Source organism: Pseudoalteromonas sp. 3J6 (assembly GCF_903995135.1).
GTDB lineage: Bacteria > Pseudomonadota > Gammaproteobacteria > Enterobacterales > Alteromonadaceae > Pseudoalteromonas.
On the sequence record NZ_LR877185.1, the window covers coordinates 1,652,329 to 1,670,109 of the forward strand.

20 protein-coding genes are annotated in these 17,781 nt (G+C 38.7%); 5 read left to right on the plus strand and 15 right to left on the minus strand.

Translation table 11 applies throughout. The features are described 5' to 3' along the window. The first annotated feature begins 79 nt into the window (after positions 1–79). The 3 genes from P3J6_RS07630 (at position 80) to ilvN (ending at position 3,757) form a co-directional block, all read left to right on the plus strand. On the plus strand, positions 80–1,087 hold the full coding sequence (locus tag P3J6_RS07630; protein WP_138607979.1) for an isocitrate dehydrogenase: 1,008 nt from the start codon (positions 80–82) through the stop codon (positions 1,085–1,087). A 445-nt stretch (positions 1,088–1,532) separates the two neighbouring features. Then, positions 1,533–3,257, plus strand: coding sequence for an acetolactate synthase 3 large subunit (locus P3J6_RS07635; RefSeq protein WP_178957154.1), 1,725 nt, complete (start codon positions 1,533–1,535; stop codon positions 3,255–3,257). Beyond that, positions 3,257–3,757 carry an acetolactate synthase small subunit gene (gene ilvN / locus P3J6_RS07640; RefSeq protein WP_076921825.1) on the plus strand — a complete coding sequence of 167 codons (501 nt, stop codon included), beginning with the start codon at positions 3,257–3,259 and terminating at the stop codon, positions 3,755–3,757. Before P3J6_RS07635 ends, ilvN begins: the two co-directional genes overlap by 1 nt. A 62-nt stretch (positions 3,758–3,819) precedes the next feature. Here the strand turns inward: ilvN and P3J6_RS07645 are convergent, their stop codons facing one another. The 15 genes from P3J6_RS07645 to P3J6_RS07715 all read right to left on the minus strand — a co-directional run bounded on the left by P3J6_RS07645 (position 3,820) and on the right by P3J6_RS07715 (position 15,073). Beyond that, positions 3,820–4,095 carry an HU family DNA-binding protein gene (locus P3J6_RS07645; protein ID WP_138607972.1) on the minus strand — a complete coding sequence of 92 codons (276 nt, stop codon included), beginning with the start codon at positions 4,093–4,095 and terminating at the stop codon, positions 3,820–3,822. 205 nt (positions 4,096–4,300) lie between these two features. Then, positions 4,301–4,843, minus strand: coding sequence for a DUF3833 domain-containing protein (locus tag P3J6_RS07650; protein WP_198522627.1), 543 nt, complete (start codon positions 4,841–4,843; stop codon positions 4,301–4,303). Position 4,844: 1 nt separating this feature from the next. Continuing rightward, a complete protein-coding gene (locus P3J6_RS07655; RefSeq protein WP_198522628.1) occupies positions 4,845–5,333 on the minus strand; it encodes a chalcone isomerase family protein in 489 nt (162 codons plus the stop codon). Between the two features lie 23 nt (positions 5,334–5,356). Beyond that, a complete protein-coding gene (locus tag P3J6_RS07660; RefSeq protein ID WP_198523784.1) occupies positions 5,357–5,857 on the minus strand; it encodes a DUF2878 domain-containing protein in 501 nt (166 codons plus the stop codon). Beyond that, positions 5,835–7,097, minus strand: a complete 1,263-nt coding sequence (locus tag P3J6_RS07665; protein ID WP_198522629.1) for an SAM-dependent methyltransferase — start codon at positions 7,095–7,097, stop codon at positions 5,835–5,837. The genes P3J6_RS07660 and P3J6_RS07665 overlap by 23 nt, the downstream gene beginning before the upstream one ends. Positions 7,098–7,147: 50 nt before the next feature. Beyond that, a complete protein-coding gene (locus P3J6_RS07670; protein ID WP_198522630.1) occupies positions 7,148–7,885 on the minus strand; it encodes a DUF1365 domain-containing protein in 738 nt (245 codons plus the stop codon). After that, positions 7,878–9,131, minus strand: coding sequence for an NAD(P)/FAD-dependent oxidoreductase (locus P3J6_RS07675; protein WP_198522631.1), 1,254 nt, complete (start codon positions 9,129–9,131; stop codon positions 7,878–7,880). The genes P3J6_RS07670 and P3J6_RS07675 overlap by 8 nt, the downstream gene beginning before the upstream one ends. After that, entirely contained in the window at positions 9,128–9,838 is a 711-nt protein-coding gene (locus P3J6_RS07680; protein ID WP_198522632.1) for an SDR family NAD(P)-dependent oxidoreductase, read from the minus strand. Before P3J6_RS07680 ends, P3J6_RS07675 begins: the two co-directional genes overlap by 4 nt. A gap of 2 nt (positions 9,839–9,840) precedes the next feature. After that, entirely contained in the window at positions 9,841–10,269 is a 429-nt protein-coding gene (locus P3J6_RS07685; RefSeq protein ID WP_075170211.1) for a nuclear transport factor 2 family protein, read from the minus strand. A gap of 1 nt (position 10,270) precedes the next feature. Continuing rightward, entirely contained in the window at positions 10,271–11,665 is a 1,395-nt protein-coding gene (phrB, locus tag P3J6_RS07690; RefSeq protein WP_198522633.1) for a deoxyribodipyrimidine photo-lyase, read from the minus strand. Continuing rightward, positions 11,665–12,618: a YbgA family protein gene (locus P3J6_RS07695; RefSeq protein ID WP_036983978.1), complete on the minus strand. Its 954-nt coding sequence runs from the start codon at positions 12,616–12,618 to the stop codon at positions 11,665–11,667. The genes phrB and P3J6_RS07695 overlap by 1 nt, the downstream gene beginning before the upstream one ends. A gap of 8 nt (positions 12,619–12,626) precedes the next feature. After that, entirely contained in the window at positions 12,627–13,301 is a 675-nt protein-coding gene (locus P3J6_RS07700; RefSeq protein WP_198522634.1) for a ChrR family anti-sigma-E factor, read from the minus strand. Beyond that, positions 13,294–13,917, minus strand: coding sequence for a sigma-70 family RNA polymerase sigma factor (locus P3J6_RS07705; protein WP_198522635.1), 624 nt, complete (start codon positions 13,915–13,917; stop codon positions 13,294–13,296). The genes P3J6_RS07700 and P3J6_RS07705 overlap by 8 nt, the downstream gene beginning before the upstream one ends. Positions 13,918–13,987: 70 nt before the next feature. After that, the gene (locus P3J6_RS07710) at positions 13,988–14,566 is read right to left on the minus strand and encodes an LON peptidase substrate-binding domain-containing protein (protein ID WP_198522636.1); all 579 of its coding nucleotides are present in this window, start codon (positions 14,564–14,566) and stop codon (positions 13,988–13,990) included. Between the two features lie 228 nt (positions 14,567–14,794). Continuing rightward, positions 14,795–15,073 carry a hypothetical protein gene (locus tag P3J6_RS07715; protein WP_054201634.1) on the minus strand — a complete coding sequence of 93 codons (279 nt, stop codon included), beginning with the start codon at positions 15,071–15,073 and terminating at the stop codon, positions 14,795–14,797. A gap of 281 nt (positions 15,074–15,354) precedes the next feature. Between P3J6_RS07715 and trhA the strand changes: the two genes are divergently transcribed. Both trhA and P3J6_RS07725 read left to right on the plus strand, forming a co-directional pair. Continuing rightward, a complete protein-coding gene (gene trhA / locus P3J6_RS07720; RefSeq protein WP_138607952.1) occupies positions 15,355–15,984 on the plus strand; it encodes a PAQR family membrane homeostasis protein TrhA in 630 nt (209 codons plus the stop codon). A gap of 543 nt (positions 15,985–16,527) precedes the next feature. Continuing rightward, positions 16,528–17,436, plus strand: a complete 909-nt coding sequence (locus tag P3J6_RS07725) for an endonuclease/exonuclease/phosphatase family protein (protein WP_198522637.1) — start codon at positions 16,528–16,530, stop codon at positions 17,434–17,436. The last annotated feature ends 345 nt before the right edge of the window (positions 17,437–17,781 follow it).

A 17,781-nucleotide genomic window follows, 5' to 3' on the forward strand; every position in this document is an offset into this window, starting at 1 on the left:
ACCCCTGTCATATAAGTAGTCTAGACTCTGAAAGTGTTTATTATTTATATGTGTATCCAAATCTTTAAAGGAAAAGTTCATGGCCAAACAAACCATAACAGTGATCAAAGGCGACGGCATCGGCCCAAGCATTATCGACTCAGCACTTGAAATACTAAAAGCCGCAGGATGCGATTTTGATTATGAATTTGTTGACGCTGGCCTAGCTGCGCTTGAAAAAACAGGCGAGTTGCTTCCACAAGAAACAATTGACACAATTGCTAAGAATAAAATTACCTTAAAAGGTCCATTAACCACGCCTGTGGGCGAAGGTTTTACATCAATCAACGTAACACTTCGTAAGCAATTTGGTTTATACGCTAATGTACGCCCGGTTAAATCGTTTGCCGGTACCAAAGCACGTTACGACGATATTGATATCATCACTATTCGTGAAAACACACAAGGCATGTATTCAGGTGCAGGCCAAGTTGTATCAGAAGATGGGACTGAAGCTGAAGCAAAATCAGTGATCACTCGCGAAGGCGCAGAAAAAATTGTTACATTCGCATACGAACTTGCTGTGCGTGAAGGCCGTAAAAAAGTGACCGCTGTACATAAAGCAAATATTTTAAAATCAACCTCTGGGTTATTCTTAAAAGTAGCGCGCGAAGTAGCTGAGCGTTACCCAGAAATTGAATCAACTGAAATGATTGTTGATGCAACATGTATGAAGCTTGTAATGACCCCTGAAGAGTTTGACGTTGTCGTTACAACTAACTTATTCGGCGATATCTTATCTGACTTATGTGCGGGCTTAGTTGGCGGTTTAGGCATGGCGCCTGGTGCAAACATTGGCGAAGATGCTGCTATTTTTGAAGCTGTTCACGGTAGTGCGCCGGATATTGCTGGTAAAAACCTTGCGAACCCAACGTCAGTAATTTTAGCCTCTATTCAAATGCTAGAGCATTTAAACATGGGCGATACAGCTGAGCGTATACGTAGTGCTGTTGCTGATGTAATTAAATCAGGCGACCGTACTACTCGTGATCTAGGCGGCAGCCACGGCACTACTGATTTCACACAATCAGTAATTGACCGTCTGTAATTAATACTGTTAGATTAATAAGCCAGCATTAGCTGGCTTTTTTTATGTCTAAGAAATACCGTATTTATGCGTTTTAACCACCTTCCTCAAGCCCAACCACAACAGAAATCTGCATAATATCTGCTAATAAGTAAGAAAAACTCACAAAAAATAGACTAATAGATTAAAATGAATTAAAAAATGAAATTTTAATCTAAAAATGCAGTTTTTGGTTGACATAAGTACTCAAAAGCCTTAAAAATAACCACATACAAAAATTGTAATTTAAACAGCATTTTATTTTAAGAGCAAAACATCATGAATACACAATTTCGCCTTTTAGTCTTACTCGTACTGGTCTTAGTGATAAGCCCAGCGGGGATGTATTAAAAGGTGAAAAATGCTTTTTAAAACCCTCGCACTACGCGGGGGTTTTTTTTTGCATATAATCAACAGAGGAATGAGGATGAGTAGACAAGAATATAATGGCTCTGAATTGGTTGTTAAGTCATTAAAAGAGCTAAAGGTAAAGTATATATTTGGTTACCCCGGTGGCTCAGTATTAGATTTATACGACGCACTTTTTCAGCAAGATGATATTGAGCACATTTTAGTACGCCATGAACAAGCGGCTACACACATGGCCGATGGCTACGCAAGAGCAACCGGTGAAGTGGGTGTTGTACTTGCTACATCCGGACCTGGTGCAACAAACTGTGTAACAGGCATAGCAACTGCGTATATGGATTCAATTCCTATGGTAGTATTATCAGGTCAAGTGCCAACAAATCTTATTGGCGATGACGCGTTTCAAGAAACCGATATTGTTGGTTGCTCTCGCCCTATTGTAAAGCATAGCTTTAATTGTAGAAGTGCTAGTGAAATTCCCAATATACTTGCCAAAGCTTTTTATATTGCCAGCACAGGACGCCCTGGTCCTGTTGTAGTAGAGCTTCCTAAAGACATGCTTAATCCAGAACTAACTTTTGCTTACAACTTTCCAGCGGCAACTGAGCTCAGAACCTATAATCCAAATACAAAGGGTCATTCTAAACAAATTCGTAAAGCTGTTACTGCTATTTTAGAAGCGAAGAAACTGGTTATCTACTCGGGTGGCGGTATTGTGCTTTCAAACACCTCAGAGCAACTAACTCATTTAGTCGAGTCACTTAACGCCCCTATTACCAACACGCTTATGGGACTAGGTGGTATATCGGGCATTCACCCTAACTTTATTGGTATGTTAGGTATGCACGGTACATTAGAAGCAAATAAAGCCATGGCCAATGCCGATGTTATTTTGGCGCTTGGCGCACGATTCGATGATCGGGTTACTAATAACGTTCAAAAATTCTGCCCTAATGCCACTATTGTACATGTAGATGTCGATCCAACCTCTATTTCTAAAACTATTAAATCTCATATTCCTGTTGTTGGCTGTTTGGCAACGGTACTTGAGCAATTACAAACTGCCATAGATAACAGTCCAATTAAAATTGATCGCAGTGCACAAGAAGATTGGTGGCGACAAGTGATCAGCTGGCGTGAACAAAAATGCCTTAGTTACAATAATGATGGTGACAAAATTAAACCTCAAGCAGTTATCGAGGCAATATATGAAGCCACTAACGGAGATGCTTATGTTAGCTCTGATGTTGGCCAACACCAAATGTTTGCGGCGCAGTATTACCCATTTAAACACCCTCGCCAGTGGATCAATTCAGGTGGCCTAGGGACTATGGGTTTTGGATTACCTGCGGCAATGGGCGTTAAACTGGCTTTTCCTGAAAAAGAGTCTTTATGTGTAACTGGCGACGGCTCTATTCAAATGAACATCCAAGAGCTATCAACCTGTTTACAGTATAACTTAGCAGTAAAGGTGATCTCCTTAAATAACCGCTCACTGGGTATGGTCAGACAATGGCAAGACATGATTTATGGTGGCAGACACTCTTCATCGTATATGGAGTCTTTACCTGATTTTGTAAAGCTTGTTGAAAGCTATGGCCATGTAGGGATCAGGGTAAACACCCTTGATGAATTACAACCTGCGATAGACAAAGCAATGTCGATCACTGATAGATTAGTATTTTTAGATATTTTAGTAGACGAAAAAGAACATGTTTACCCGATGCAAATTAAGCATGGTGGCATAGACGAGATGTGGTTAAGAAAAGGAGTGAAAGCATAATGCGTCGTATATTATCTATATTATTAGAGAACGAACCTGGTGCGTTATCACGTATAGTGGGGCTTTTTTCTCAACGAGCATACAATATTGATAGCTTAACGGTGGGCACTACAGATGATGAGTCTCTTTCTCGTATTACGGTAACCACTAAAGGCGATGACAGAATTGTTGAGCAAATAACGAAGCAAGTAAACAAACTGGTCGATGTACTTAAAGTTATTGATTTAACTGAAATGAGTCACATAGAGCGCGAACTTCTGTTAGTAAAAGTCTTTGCCAAAGATGAAGCGACTCGTGCGGCAGTTACCCGCGTTGTTGATGTATTTCAGGGGGCTATTTTAGATATGGGCCGCCAAAGTTACAGCCTTCAATTAGTAAGCAGCACCGATAAAATAGAATCGTTTTTGGATACCTTACGCCACGAAACCGACATTATAGAAGTAGTTCGCTCAGGTGCGGTCGGCATTGGGCGAGGAGATAAAGCACTTAAAGCTAAATAAGCGTTAAATTTAGTGCAAAAAAAAGGGCTAAATAGCCCTTTTTTTTATTCATAAATCTCAAATTATGGATTTACTTGATCTTTAAGACCTTTACCTGGTTTAAAACTTGGGATAGTCGCAGCTGAAATTTGGATTTCTGCACCCGTTTGTGGATTACGACCTGTGCGAGCAGCACGTTCTTTAACTGAAAAAGTACCAAAACCAACTAACGCAACAGAGTTACCTTCTTTTAATGAAGAAGTTACAGCGCCTGTAAATGCCTCAAGTGCACGTGCTGCGGCTGCTTTAGAGATTTCTGCGTCAGTAGAGATTTTTTCAACTAGTTGAGCTTTGTTCATTATTAGATTCCTATTCGTTATTATTTTGCCTTTGCAAATCCTATCTTTATGCATTTTCGAAGAGTTAGCAACAGCAAATTACGTTTTTTATCTAAAATACTAAAAAATTAGTAAAAATAAATAAATTAACTGTAAAATACAGAGAGTTGGGTTAACAAAAGCTTAATTTAGGCACACTATTAGTGCAGCTTTGCACTTTAATGGCTCACTGTACCTTTTCTATCACTAATGTTACTTCGCCGACTTCAACACCAAACTTGACGATAGAAGTACGATTTATTAAACGCGTACTTGTTACTAGGTACATCCAATCGTCAAAGTTTACTTCCAATGTGCTGCCATCGTAAGGGATCTCGACATTGTAATTCCAGTGAAACACACTACCGTCACTCTCACCGGTAGCTATTCCTAAAACATCAGAGGCTGTTCCTGTTAAGGTGTTATCGTCGTTTAAGGTAATTTTCCAGATGCGTTTTTGTGTCTCACCATCATCGTAAATAAAGTCTTCTTCAATAGTGCCCTGATTACCATTCCACGTAGCGTTTAAGTCAACCACAAGCTTGCGGGTTAATTCACCTTTAAAATCTTGTACAACGCCATAGGCTTTTAAGTCGCCACTGAAAAAAGTCTTAAAATCAAAGTTTGGCTCTGACCCCTTATAATGTTCAACACTTGGGGCTGAACAGCTGGCAATAAAAAAACTAACAGCCAATACCATGGCGACTTTAACGCGTTTTAGGTTAATCATATTAAATCCCTAGTAGTTGATTTCTAATTGTTGGTTCTGACGTGTTTTCACTTAACCAGATAGCTAAGAAATCCTCAGCAAATGTGGCATCGTTAATACGACCTATTTGGTTCTCATTGTGAAAAAAAGTACTGTACCCTTGCTGATCAGTCAGTAGAGTTAACGATTCACCTTTTTTAATATTTGGCCATATGGATAGTAACTTATCTGCATAGCGCTCTGAAAGTTCGGGTTTACCTAAGTGCTGCCACTGCTCATTAGTCGCTTTTACAATGTCTTTAGCGTCAAAGTCACGCAAATAAGTTAAGGTGAATTTAACAGGAGCTTGCTTGGCTGTATAAGTGCCAGAAGGTGTGTAAAGTGTTGCATCATAAACATCCCAAAAAAGATACTCCATTCGCGCTTCGCCTACCTTGTTAAATTGGGTATCAGCGTAAGCAAAATGGCTAAATAAAACATAAACCATAAGTAAATTTAGAAGCGTTTTCATCCTTATCTCCAAGCAGTATTGTGTTATTGCTTAACAAACGCACCAATTTTACCGTTTATAAATAAAATAAGGGTAAACGTTGCAGCCCATAAAGCACCGTAAAGTGGCCAAAATTGCCACAGTGGCATTCCTAACTCTAGTACCTCAAATCGTGAGCCGGCCCAATAACTGCCTGGCGCGAATAACAAACACACACAAAATGCTTGCCACAGTTTAAGCTTAGTTAGAAACGACATTGAAGTGTTAATACACAGCAACAAAGCGACCCATAAAAAAACCAGCCAAAATGGGAACGGTTGAACTTTAAATTCAAATAACCCTAGCTGAACCGCAATAAATTCACACAATAGAGCCAATGGCAGGGCTTTTAAAACCAGTAAAGCATCTTGTTTTTTTTGCGCTGATAAATAAAACATCAATGCTATAGCGACGGCAGAATAAGCTAATGCACCTTGTTCAAGTAGTAGGCACATAAACCACACCACTTGGAACAGCACAAAGTTAATAAGCGAGTGCAATCTCATCATTACTACTCGTGAAGCGGGGTTTGCGTGCCATTAAATGCACGGTACTGGTTGCTCGGGTTCTGAATGCCCCCTCACAATAGGCGAGGTAAAATAGCCATAAGCGATAGAAACGGTCATCAAACTTATTACTATCAAGCTTTGGCCAGCTGGCAATAAAACGCTCACGCCAATCTGCAAGAGTGCGGGCATAGTGAGCACCAATATCATTGATAGTGTGTATATTCATATCGGTGTTATTTTTAATTTGTTCACTCATTTCATTAAGCGAAGGCAAACACCCACCAGGAAAGATATACTGTTGTATAAAGTCTGAATTTTTTAAGTAATGTTGATAACGCTGATCGCTAATCGTAATTGCTTGAATAAGCATGGCACCGTTATCCTTCAATAACTCACCGCACTTAGTGAAGAAGCTGGGTAAGTATTCATGCCCAACGGCTTCTATCATCTCAATTGAGACTAACTTATCGTATTTGCCAGTCAATAAGCGATAGTCTTGCTTGAGCAATGTGATTTTGCTTTCAAGCCCAAGCTCTTTAACCTTGTTAGCAACATAGTCGTGTTGTTCGTCAGAAATAGTTGTGGTCGTTACATGACAGTCGTAATGAGTTGCAGCATAAATTGCAAACGCCCCCCATCCTGTACCAATTTCAATAACCGTATCACCTTTTTGAAGCTCAACCTGTTCGCATATACGTTGTAGTTTGTATTGCTGGGCTTGCTCTAAGGTAGCATCTTTAGTTGGATATACTGCACTCGAATAAAGCATTTCTTTGCTTAAAAAAGACTCGTATAAATCATTTCCTAAGTCATAATGAGCAACAATATTCTTTTTTGAACCGGCGTGTGAGTTTTTGTTTTTTATGTGATTTATACGGTGAGCGATATTGCTAAAAAACGCGAATTTCTTTTCAAATGCATCTAATTGATCTTGGTTAATCGCAAAAATTTCGATTAGGCGAGTTAAATTGTCACATTGCCACTGCCCTAAAATGTAAGACTCGCCCGCCCCCACACTTCCAGAAAGAGCAAACGCTTTGTACATGGCATTATCGTTAACGGTTACCGTTACTTTTAGCTCTGAAGACACATCCCCAAATACAGACTGTTGATTGTTCTCAACTAGCACTATCTGACCTGTTTCAATTGACGAGAACGCTTTAAACACTAACTTTTTATAAAAATTAGTAAACCAACTAGTGCGTTCCTGAACGCGTAAGCTCGATACCTTTTCCATATACTTACCTATATTATTGTTATTACTTGTAAAACAACATAAATTAAATTTTAAAGTTTGCCTGAGTGACCTAAAAATGGGACTTTTTTAACAAACAACTTAAATGCCTGATAGTAAATACCTCTGAAAATAGACCATGTCATCGCAGGAAAGCGCTTCAACAGCTTGCTCATTTGTCTATTGCACAAGGGTTGGCGCTGTAACCTTAATGAAGCATCAAAAAGTAGTTCTTCATCGCGCTTATTTTCTATACGTATCAGTATATTGTCTTTCTTTTGTCGCACAGTCCAATGATAGTTCATATCCAAATTCATAAAAGGTGATACGGAAAATACTTTCTTAAAGTTCACTTTTTTTTGTAATGGAACCAAGTAGTAATGTCGCTCATTCCATGGAGTATTACTCACCTCAGCCACCATGTAACTAAATTCATTATCTTGATGACCAAAAAAATAAAAGTTAACTGGACTAAAATAAATGCCCAAACAGCGTAATTGTCCTAGCAGGTATACATGACTAAATTTTTCATCTACGCCCAGCTGGGATAGCTGCGCATGAGCACGCTCTATAATTGGCTGATGTTGGCTATCTGGTAACCCTTGTAAATAATCAGATTGCTCAAACTTTAATGCTTTAAAACCTGAAGTCCCAAGCTGCTTATGGACGCCATTGAGCGAGTGAGTATTATTTAAATCAACCCACAGCATATAAAGTGGGTAATTAAACGCATGGTGTTTTACAGCAAAACGGCGATGCTTTACATCGCCTAAATACACTGCATTAGTCAAACTCTACTCCAAGTTGTTTTGCAACATCGACGGCACTGCGCACACCATCCTCATGAAAGCCGTTATACCAATAAGCCCCACAAAAATAAGTATTGTTTTGACCGTCTACCGTATTTTTCAGCTGTTGAGCAGCAATAGATTGTTGATTGAACACAGGATGGTGATAAGTAAACTCACGTAAAATCTTGCTTTGATTGATCCCTTCTAAGTGATTTAAAGTGACACAAAACTGGGTATCAGACTCTATCCCTTGCAGTATATTCATTTGATAAGTAACAACAGCGGCTTTGTCGGTATTATTATTTAGTAAATAATTCCAGCTCGCCCACGCTGCTTTCCTATCTGGTAATAATGATACATCAGTATGCAGTACCACCGAGTTCTCAGTGTATGGAATAGCGCCCAACACCTTATTTTCTTGCTCACAAGCATCACCGAGTAATGCTAACGCTTGATCTGAGTGACACGCAAAAATAACTTTATCAAACAGGACTTGCTGACCATCAGCAAGTGTAATGGTGGCCCCCCGCTCGTCTCTGGTTACCGATTTAATGTCAGTGTTTAACTGTATTTTATCAGCAAAACCAGCAATCAACGGTTTAATGTATTCACGAGAGCCACCCGGAATAACATACCATTGCGGGCGGTTAGTAATGTCTAATAAACCATGGTTAAAAAAGAATTTTACAAAAAACTCTACGCCCACGTTTTCCATTTCTTTAATGCTTGTCGACCAAATAGCCGCACCCATTGGCAAAATGTAGTGGTATTTAAAGAAGTCATTAAAGCGATGTTGTTGTAGCAACTCACCAAGTGATTGCTCAGTGTATTGGCCTTTTTCATACAAGGCCTTACAGAGTTTGTTAAAACGCACAATATCGTACAATAGACGCCAAAACTTAGGTCTCACTATGTTTCTGCGCTGAGCAAACAAACTAGTGAATGTATGCCCATTGTACTCAAAACCTGTGGCTTCATTATGAACGCTAAAGCTCATTTGGGTCGGTTTACGTTTTACACCAACACGTTCAAGCAGCTTTTCAAAGTAAGGGTATGTTCTATCGTTAAATACGATAAAACCGGTATCAACTGCGTAGTTAATACCGCTGTGATTTACATCAACCGTGGCAGTATGGCCACCAATATAATCGTTCTTTTCAAATAGTGTGACATCATAATGCTTGTGCAATAGGTGTCCGCAAGTTAAACCTGATACACCAGTCCCAATTATTGCTATTTTTTTCAACGGGTTAATCCTTTTGCAATTTTAAGCCAAAGCGAAAGTGGCAATATTCGCAGTGCTTTTAATATAAGTGTGAAACGATACGGAAAATGGACTTCTTTACGGCGTTTTTTTACGCCTTTGATTATATAGTCAGCCGCTTTTTCAGCACTAACAGCCATAGGCATAGGAAAATCATTTTTGTCTGTAAGCGGTGTTTTTACAAAACCAGGATGGACTAGTGTTACATCAACGTCGTTTAAATCAACCGCAAGGGTTTTAGCTAAATAGCTTACGCCCGCTTTTGATGCGCCATACGCTTCTGAACGCGGTAATGGTAAATAAGTAACACTCGAACTAACCATCACTAATTGGCCGCCTGATGTTATTTTGGGTAAAAGTGCTTCTAAGCAATACCCCATAGAAAGTAAGTTAACATTAATAACACGCTCAAAGAGGGCGCTATCAAAATTGCGTGCATCATCAACATACTCGCAATTACCGGCGTTAAGAATAACGCGGTCAAATTGCGGGTAGCCGAGAGTGGCAGCTTTTATATCTTGCAAGTTGGTTGCATCAAACTGGCAGGTTTCTATGTTGTTATGCTTAGCAAGTTCAGCGAGCTTTTGCGTATTTCGTCCACAGGCAATGACTGTATCGCCCTTCTCTGCATACTTTATCGCGAGTTGTTCACCTATACCTGATGTTGCACCTGTAATAAGCGTAATCATAATTAACCAGCCCTTTTATCAATAAAATTAATAATGTTGCCCAGTAATGGAATATGCTTATACAAAAGCTCTCCAGCATTAAAGTAATCGCGGTGTTTAATAATTTTCGCACCTTCAAATACTAGTTTACTGTGCCCTTGCACTGAAATTGTATTGCCTGCGTTAAGTTTTGGGTGAGAATAATGCATTGTCCAGTATACAAATGCGTTATTATCACTGGTAAATGAATCAGTTATGTCAAATCGACAATACTTAACATTACTATATAAACCACAAAAATAACGCCTTAAATCTTCAAGGCCATTAATTTCGTGCAGCGGATCTATAAAGTGAATGTTTTGAGCGTAAATTTCAGTTAATAACTCTAGGTTATCTTTATCAAGCTTTTGATATATTTCTACAAATTTATCGACTGATAATTGGTTATCCATATCACACCTTAAATGCAGCTAAAGCCCTCGCTCGTGCCGCTTTATGATCAACTATTGCTGGCCAGTAACAGTGTTCACTTTGTCCCGTTGCTGCAAAGTAAGTATGTGGGAAATGAATGTGTTTATCTGGCACTTTTTGTAATTCAGGCAGATATTTACGAATAAAATCACCATTTGGATCAAAGCGTTCACTTTGGGTGATGGGATTGAATACTCTAAAGTAGGGTTGAGCATCACAGCCGGTACTTGCAGCCCATTGCCAGCCGCCATTATTTGAGGCTAAATCGCCATCAATCAGATGCTGCATAAAAAACTGCTCGCCTTTGCGCCAATCAATCAGTAGGTGCTTAGTTAAAAAACTCGCAACCACCATTCTTAAACGATTATGCATCCAGCCTGTTTGCAATAGCTGTTGCATGGCGGCATCAACAAGTGGATAGCCTGTACGGCCTTCGCACCATTGCTTAAACTCAGCGTCACTGTCACGCCAACTCACACTATCGTACTTTTCGTTAAAATTGGCACCGCGTGAAAGTTTTGGGAATTCAGCAATTAGATGTTTGTAAAATTCACGCCAGATCAGTTCGTTAACCCAGGTAAACGTTTTACTTTTTGAGGTGGTCAGTATATCGGGGTAATGTTGTTGTATATTAACCATTAATTGTTTACTACTAACAACCCCTAGTGCTAAATAGGGGCTTAAGCCCGATGTTCCTTTTACACTGGGTATGTCTCGTACGTCATCATAGCTTGCTAATTTATCGTGAATAAAATTATCGACTACGGTTGATAAAGTATCATCATCAACAGGCCATTTTATTGAGCTTTCATCACCACTTAGTAACTCACACTGTTCGATTTCTATCGGCTCTTCGGATAACGGCCACGGTAATAAGCTAAAGTGTGTATCTTGATACTGCTTTAACCATGCGCGTTTAAACGGCGTAAATACTTTATACATTTCATTATTTTGAGTGCGTACACTACCTACGGGAGCAATGATATCACCCTCGTATAAAGTAAATGTTATTTGCTGTTGGTCGCACTGTGCCTGAATCGCTTTGTCTCTATTAAATTCATTTAGCTCATACTCAGTATTGGCTATTATGTGTTTAATATCGTGTTGCTGACAAAAATCGAGAAGTTTAGTTTGGCAATCAGCAAAAAAAGGGGCGTCTATTACATGCAAATTTACGCCATATTTGGCAAGTTTTTCGCGAATATAACTCACCCTGCGTTTAAGTAAGTCAATTTGAATGGCAGCAGTATTATGCTCTGTCCATTGTTTTTCGCACACAAAAAAAATGGCGTGTTTAGCACCATTATTTAGCGCTTCAATAAGCGCCTCATTAGAAAAAAGGCGCAAATCGCGCCTAAACCAAAATAGTGTATTCATTACAAACCGTAACGTAGCTTAAGTTCATTGGGATAAGGGTTAAAGTAAATTTGCTTACTTAAATACTCATTTGGATGAACTTTCAAATGGTGTTTAAGTAATGTTAATGGTACATAAAGCGGCACCAACCCTTGGCGGTACTCATCAATTGCATCTCGCATTTCTTCCTTTTCGATTTTTGATAAATCTTTTTTGAAGTATCCTTGTAAATGCATTAGCGTATTTGAATTATTTTTTCTTGAAGCAGGGCGTTTAAGCGCTGTCATTAAGCCCAGAATATACTCATCGGCCAGAGCGTTAACATCGTCACCAACAAACGTTCCGAGTAGATTGCCTAAATCACGATACGCTTGATAATTATGAGCCATTAACAAATATTTGTATTGAGCATGGAACTGGGTCAAACGATGCACAGTAACGGGCTCTTTCACTAACTGTTGCCAGTTATGTAATGTATAAACACGCATTACAAAGTTCTCGCGCAAATGAACATCGTTTAAACGTCCATTTTCTTCGCAAGGCAGTAATGGGTTATGTTTCATAATTTGTTCAGCAAAGAAACCAACGCCTTCAGAAGTGTTACCGGTTCCTGCTTCATTGTAGATTTTTACCCGCTCCATGCCACAGCTTGGGCTCTTAGCACAAAAAACGAATCCGCTTAGATGCCCTGCTTGTTCTGTAGCTATTTTCTTACCGTACTCTGTGAGCTGTGGGCCAACATCTCCCGTGCCATCCGGACGACACACTTTGATAGTATCGCCTGTTTTTACTTGACGAATAGTTGGTCGAGGTATTGGTAAACCTACCGCAACCTCTGGGCAATACATTTTATATTCAACATGCTTGGCCAGCTCTTCCATACAAAAATTTGATTTTTTATGGCCACTGTCAAATCTTACCTTTTCGCCTGCTAAGCAGGCGCTAATACCTATTTTTATTGTATCTGTTTGCATAGATTCTCTTAATAAATCAAGCCACCAATTGGATTAAGTAACTTGCTAAGTCCTTTATTGAAATGTAGCGCACTACTAACAACAGTAAAGCACAAACATCCCTCTTTTGTTAGGGGGGTGTGTTGATGACGGCCATCTTGCCAAATAAAGTCACCAGGAACATAACTGCCCTCTTCGTCTGTAAATTCACCATCAAGCAGTAAAGTAACCTCAAAACCGGTATGTGTGTGCTCCGGAATTTCTCCACCAGCATCTATATGTAACAAGCTTGAACGTAAATGGCCATCATCAAGGGCAATTCGAGCACGCGCAAGCCTACCTACTTGGGTAAATTTACCATGCGAGATCCGTGTTAAAGCTCTCGGCAAGCTGTAATTATGCTCATTAACATTAATAATAACTGGTTCAACAGAATATACTTCATCAATCGAGTCATCGGCCGTGATCATATCAAGTAAACTTGATTCAATTACATCATCGGCTTGATCGGCTTGCTCATCAGTTGCCACATCCATATTGTCACTAAAAACTGCTCGCGCATTAGCCGCTTCAAGTTTTTCAACTTTAGCTTGGCACACTGGGCACATATCAACATGTATTGATACGGCAAGGCTAAGCGATGCTGGAAGTGTTGCTGCACAGTATTGTGTCAGTAGTGTTTCACTCGGGTGATGTTTAATCATGCTGATCTCCCATTTCATTACGTAATTTCTGCAAGGCTAAACGTAATCGTGATTTTACCGTGCCTACTGGAATGTTTAATTGTTGAGCTAACTGCTCTTGCGACATATCTTGAAAATAAACGCCGCGCACCACTTCTCTTTGCGCTTGAGGCAGTTTATCTAAATAACGTTTAATTTGTTGGTCTTCAAGGTGGTCGCTGTATTCATGATCTGTATCTTCAGATTCATTCAATAACGGCCAAATGTCTTCGCTAATATTTTCTTCTTTGTTACTTTTCATTTTACGAAGCATGTCAAAAGAGGCGTTACGCATTACGGTATAGACCCAAGTAGTAGCTGCACCCTTATCACTATTGTATAAGTGGGCTTTACGCCATACGGAAGTGAGGGTTTCTTGAACTAATTCCATTGCTTGGGCTTCTACACCAAACTGCTTTATGCCGAAGCGCTTAATCTTAGGTGCAAAATATTCAAACAAGTACGCGAAAGATTTTTTATCGCGAGATTGAGCTACATTAACTAATGCTTCCCTGAGTTCCGTACTTGGTGTTTCTGGCATGGCAGTGTACTTACCTGTGTTAGGTTCACAACTTAGTGATTGTTGTTGACTTACCATAGTAAAATGTCCCGTTATTGCTTTAGTGAATACCATTACGAGCAATGGTTACAAGCGGATCATAATTATTTTAGGCAAATTCGTTATTAATCACAGTATGGAGGAAACTAAGCAAGTTATCAAAGTTAGTCTCAAATGCAAGTTGTTGTTTTTTCTCTATAGAAATGGGAAGTAATTCAAGCCATCGTGCAACAATCCACGTGAGTTTATTAAACTTGGTGGTTTTGTAAAGCGATTGCAAATCGGGGTTATTCGCAAAGACTTCTTCTAGTGTCACTTGTAAAAAGTGGTGCTGACCAATTTCGTGGTTGTCTTTGTTGTACCAATAAGGTGTGTTGCAAGTGGATACATCACCATGGCGAAGTTCCTGCTCATCTTGATACACGTTATCTATTTGCACACTCTTAGATGCAAATACATCAATTAATAGCATACCACTTTCGTCTTGATCAAAGTCAATAACATCCATTAAACAGCCTTGGGCGCTTATGTTTAACGGGGTGTCATGCTCAAAGGTACATAAAACAAAACCGCTATTGGTTTTTAATGCGTTTTTTACCATCGTTAAATAACGAGGCTCAAATATACGTAATCGCGTATAGCCTTCAGGTAATATAAATATAGGTAATGGGAAAATCGCACGTTTCATAAAGTCTACTTCTTTCAAACACTCTGCCTTTATTTACGTGCGCTTTATTCAAGTCGATCAGCTTTAGTTACATCGATTGCTTCACAGTGCAAATGCATCCGCTAATTAAACCTCATTCCCACATTTTTTATCATGTAAACCAAGTAATAAACACTCAGTATACTTGCCACAGGTGCCAACATTAAGGCTAATAATTCGAACTCACTGTTCATTACTCTTATTCCCTTTTTATTGCTTTGGTTGTGCTTTAACTACACGTTGTTTTTCGTCCATGTTGCTATTATCAACCACAGGATTACTTTCAAGTAAGCTGTCAAGAATAACCTGTGCATCAAAAGAAACGGCTTCTTTTACTGACTTTTCAAGTTCATTGCTTGCCTGTGACACATAAGTAGACACAGTGTTAGTTAGCATATCTGTAATATTTAAATCGACTTCTGTAGCGTTAACGTTAGTTGAACCTAATACAAGTAAGCTTGCGATTGTGATGTTGATTGAAGTGTTCATAATAGTATTCCTTGTTTGTTTATTGGTTAGTACGCTTAGTTACAATCAAGGGCTATGCCATAATGAATAAACTTTGTAAGCCATTGTTTTAAAATGAAATAAATTAATAAAAAAGAAATCCACAAAATCTAGGTTAGTAAATTTGACCAATGAATTTTAAAATAAAACCAAATAATAGTGTGTTTGTTAATGTTCAGTAAATTAATGACTTTGTTTCGTATTTGAAAATTTCAGCGTACAAATGTACACTAGAATTCATTCGCAAAGTGGTAGGATCTGTTATGTCTTTTGAAGCTCCCTATTCTAAAAAAGAAGAGCTGTTAAATGTTATTAGTCATGCCTTAGGCATTGTATTCGCTGCTTTTGTTTTTTGGGATTTAGTTAAACAAACTAATAGTGTGAAAAGCTATGCCAGTACTCTGATATACGGCAGTAGCTTGTTTATTTTATTTTTATCTTCAACGCTTTATCACGCCAGTGTGCGCCCAAGATTGAGAGCGTTTTACAAAAAATGTGATCATTGCGCCATCTATTTACTGATTGCAGGTACCTACACGCCCTTTTTGTTGCTGTCGTTATCTGGGCTCTGGTCTTGGGCTACCTTAGCCTTTATTTGGACAGTAGCGTTTGCAGGCATCGCTTATAAGCTATTGGTTAAAAATGGCAATAAAAAAGTTTCACTGGCTACTTATTTATTAATGGGATGGTTTGCATTAGCCATTGTGTATCCGCTTTATTTAAACGTGCCTATTAATGCACTCTATTGGTTATTAGCTGGCGGCTTATTTTATAGTGTAGGTACTATTTTTTACAGTGCAAAAAGCACTCAATATAGCCATGCTATTTGGCACCTCTTTGTTATTGGCGGATGCGTTAGCCATTATATATCGATCAGTAATTATGTATATTAGGCTGGTTAATTTCAAAAAATGTAACTTACAGCGATATACTTGTTTTTCGCTGCAGAAGTAGTATTTAAACTGATTATTAGAAAGTTTCTAAATGGTGCATCCGTAGGTTGCACCAATGTTCAAAATGATGGTTTAGACCATTTTTGTTTTTTTCGCTTTAAATATCTTAAAGTAACAGCAAGTAAAAGCCCGCGGTCAAGTGTTTACTAATTTCGTGCTAAAAAAGTGGCAGTGAGTTTAGCTACCCCTAATAACTTAATTATTTTTCAAAGCGCCGCTATTAAGAGGTATTTTAAGCTCCAAACCCCTACCAATTATGACCCCTACTTACATACCAACCGGCAAAATTTCTAGCAATTCAACGAATTTACAAGACCCCATACACAAGCAATTTTGGTATTAAACTTTTAATAACCACTTAAACTTCACACATTTTATTGTCTCAATCATATTGTTGTCATAACAACGACATAGGGTAATAGCCTATTTTGTTGCAATTTGTATTAAAAGTGCTTCCAATATCACCAAAGTTAAGGATAAAAAATGATAAAGCAATATAAATTATTCTCGATACTAATCATGTTATTAATTCCTTTTTATGGCTTAGCAAATCAAATAGCCTGTGAGATTCGCAAAAAAGAATTTACGCTTATAAATTGGAATGCATGGGAAATGGGACAGAAAAATAATTATCCATTTTTACAAGTTAGGGAGCAGCTCCTTTCTTATAAGCCTGATATTGTTGCTTTACAAGAAGTTAAGCGCTGTGGCTCTGGTTTTTATCATCTATTACGCCCTAATATTGATTTTGATATACAAAAAATGTGGTGTGCAGAAAATAAGGCATACCCAGGACGTGGAGAAGGCTCTGCTGGTAGCTATGGAATTGGGTTAGCGAGCAAATTCAAAACACTCTCTGATAAAATAATTAGAGAGATACACGGCCGAACTGTTTTAGGGGCAAAGTACTTAATTAATGACAAACCTGTATGGATTTGGTCTGCACATACCGCATTTGTAACAAGTCCCACTGATACAACAAGACTCAGTGATTTTGAAACAATTGCAGAGCTTATTAATCACCATGTTTCTGACTCTGCTCCTGTTATATTGGTCGGTGATTTTAATGCTGATAGAGATAATCCATGGGGGAATACCGATCCAGAGCGCGGCGAAATGCAGGTGTTTTTTGACCAGGGCTTTATTGATTTATGGCGGGAGAAATACCCAAACATTTATGATAGACCGGGTCATACATATTACGATAAAAGCCGGATTGATTATATATTGGCTCGAGATTTGCCGCTGGATTGGCATATTAAAAAATTAAAAGTACTAGATAATATTTGGTGTGATATTGGAATGGATAATCAAGGGAAAGCGATAGACTGCGCCACTAACGCACAAGTAGATCATAGCCCCATTTTGATTAGGATAACGACGGAAATATAATAAGCATTAAGATTAATATTAGCCTTGTATCGATGCTAATAGTCGTCAATATGAAACAGCTACTAAATCGTCAAGTAAATAACGGTTACTGCATAGTCTTGATTTTAATCCGGAGGCAGGCCTAGTAGATTGATATTTTACTCAAACCAAGTCAGCCTTTATACGAGTTTGAAGTACCACCAAAGTTTATGAGGCTGTAAAGTTACACAAAGTATGAATCGTCGTGGAAACTCTTAGGATAATGCGCCAATGAAGTGGTTTTTTAGAAGCCTAAAACGCAGTGCATGCAAAGGTTGGGTATGCAAACCGAGAAGTCCACTATTATTTTTCCGGGGATTACCCTTA

What these genes read in the sequence shown, in the direction of transcription:
- P3J6_RS07630 (WP_138607979.1), top strand. Translation starts at nt 80, where the DNA reads ATGGCCAAACAAACCATAACAGTGATCAAAGGCGACGGCATCGGCCCA.
- P3J6_RS07635 (WP_178957154.1), top strand. Translation starts at nt 1,533, where the DNA reads ATGAGTAGACAAGAATATAATGGCTCTGAATTGGTTGTTAAGTCATTA.
- ilvN (WP_076921825.1), top strand. Translation starts at nt 3,257, where the DNA reads ATGCGTCGTATATTATCTATATTATTAGAGAACGAACCTGGTGCGTTA.
- P3J6_RS07645 (WP_138607972.1), bottom strand. Translation starts at nt 4,095, where the DNA reads ATGAACAAAGCTCAACTAGTTGAAAAAATCTCTACTGACGCAGAAATC.
- P3J6_RS07650 (WP_198522627.1), bottom strand. Translation starts at nt 4,843, where the DNA reads ATGATTAACCTAAAACGCGTTAAAGTCGCCATGGTATTGGCTGTTAGT.
- P3J6_RS07655 (WP_198522628.1), bottom strand. Translation starts at nt 5,333, where the DNA reads ATGAAAACGCTTCTAAATTTACTTATGGTTTATGTTTTATTTAGCCAT.
- P3J6_RS07660 (WP_198523784.1), bottom strand. Translation starts at nt 5,857, where the DNA reads ATGAGATTGCACTCGCTTATTAACTTTGTGCTGTTCCAAGTGGTGTGG.
- P3J6_RS07665 (WP_198522629.1), bottom strand. Translation starts at nt 7,097, where the DNA reads ATGGAAAAGGTATCGAGCTTACGCGTTCAGGAACGCACTAGTTGGTTT.
- P3J6_RS07680 (WP_198522632.1), bottom strand. Translation starts at nt 9,838, where the DNA reads ATGATTACGCTTATTACAGGTGCAACATCAGGTATAGGTGAACAACTC.
- P3J6_RS07685 (WP_075170211.1), bottom strand. Translation starts at nt 10,269, where the DNA reads ATGGATAACCAATTATCAGTCGATAAATTTGTAGAAATATATCAAAAG.
- phrB (WP_198522633.1), bottom strand. Translation starts at nt 11,665, where the DNA reads ATGAATACACTATTTTGGTTTAGGCGCGATTTGCGCCTTTTTTCTAAT.
- P3J6_RS07695 (WP_036983978.1), bottom strand. Translation starts at nt 12,618, where the DNA reads ATGCAAACAGATACAATAAAAATAGGTATTAGCGCCTGCTTAGCAGGC.
- P3J6_RS07700 (WP_198522634.1), bottom strand. Translation starts at nt 13,301, where the DNA reads ATGATTAAACATCACCCGAGTGAAACACTACTGACACAATACTGTGCA.
- P3J6_RS07705 (WP_198522635.1), bottom strand. Translation starts at nt 13,917, where the DNA reads ATGGTAAGTCAACAACAATCACTAAGTTGTGAACCTAACACAGGTAAG.
- P3J6_RS07710 (WP_198522636.1), bottom strand. Translation starts at nt 14,566, where the DNA reads ATGAAACGTGCGATTTTCCCATTACCTATATTTATATTACCTGAAGGC.
- P3J6_RS07715 (WP_054201634.1), bottom strand. Translation starts at nt 15,073, where the DNA reads ATGAACACTTCAATCAACATCACAATCGCAAGCTTACTTGTATTAGGT.
- trhA (WP_138607952.1), top strand. Translation starts at nt 15,355, where the DNA reads ATGTCTTTTGAAGCTCCCTATTCTAAAAAAGAAGAGCTGTTAAATGTT.
- P3J6_RS07725 (WP_198522637.1), top strand. Translation starts at nt 16,528, where the DNA reads ATGATAAAGCAATATAAATTATTCTCGATACTAATCATGTTATTAATT.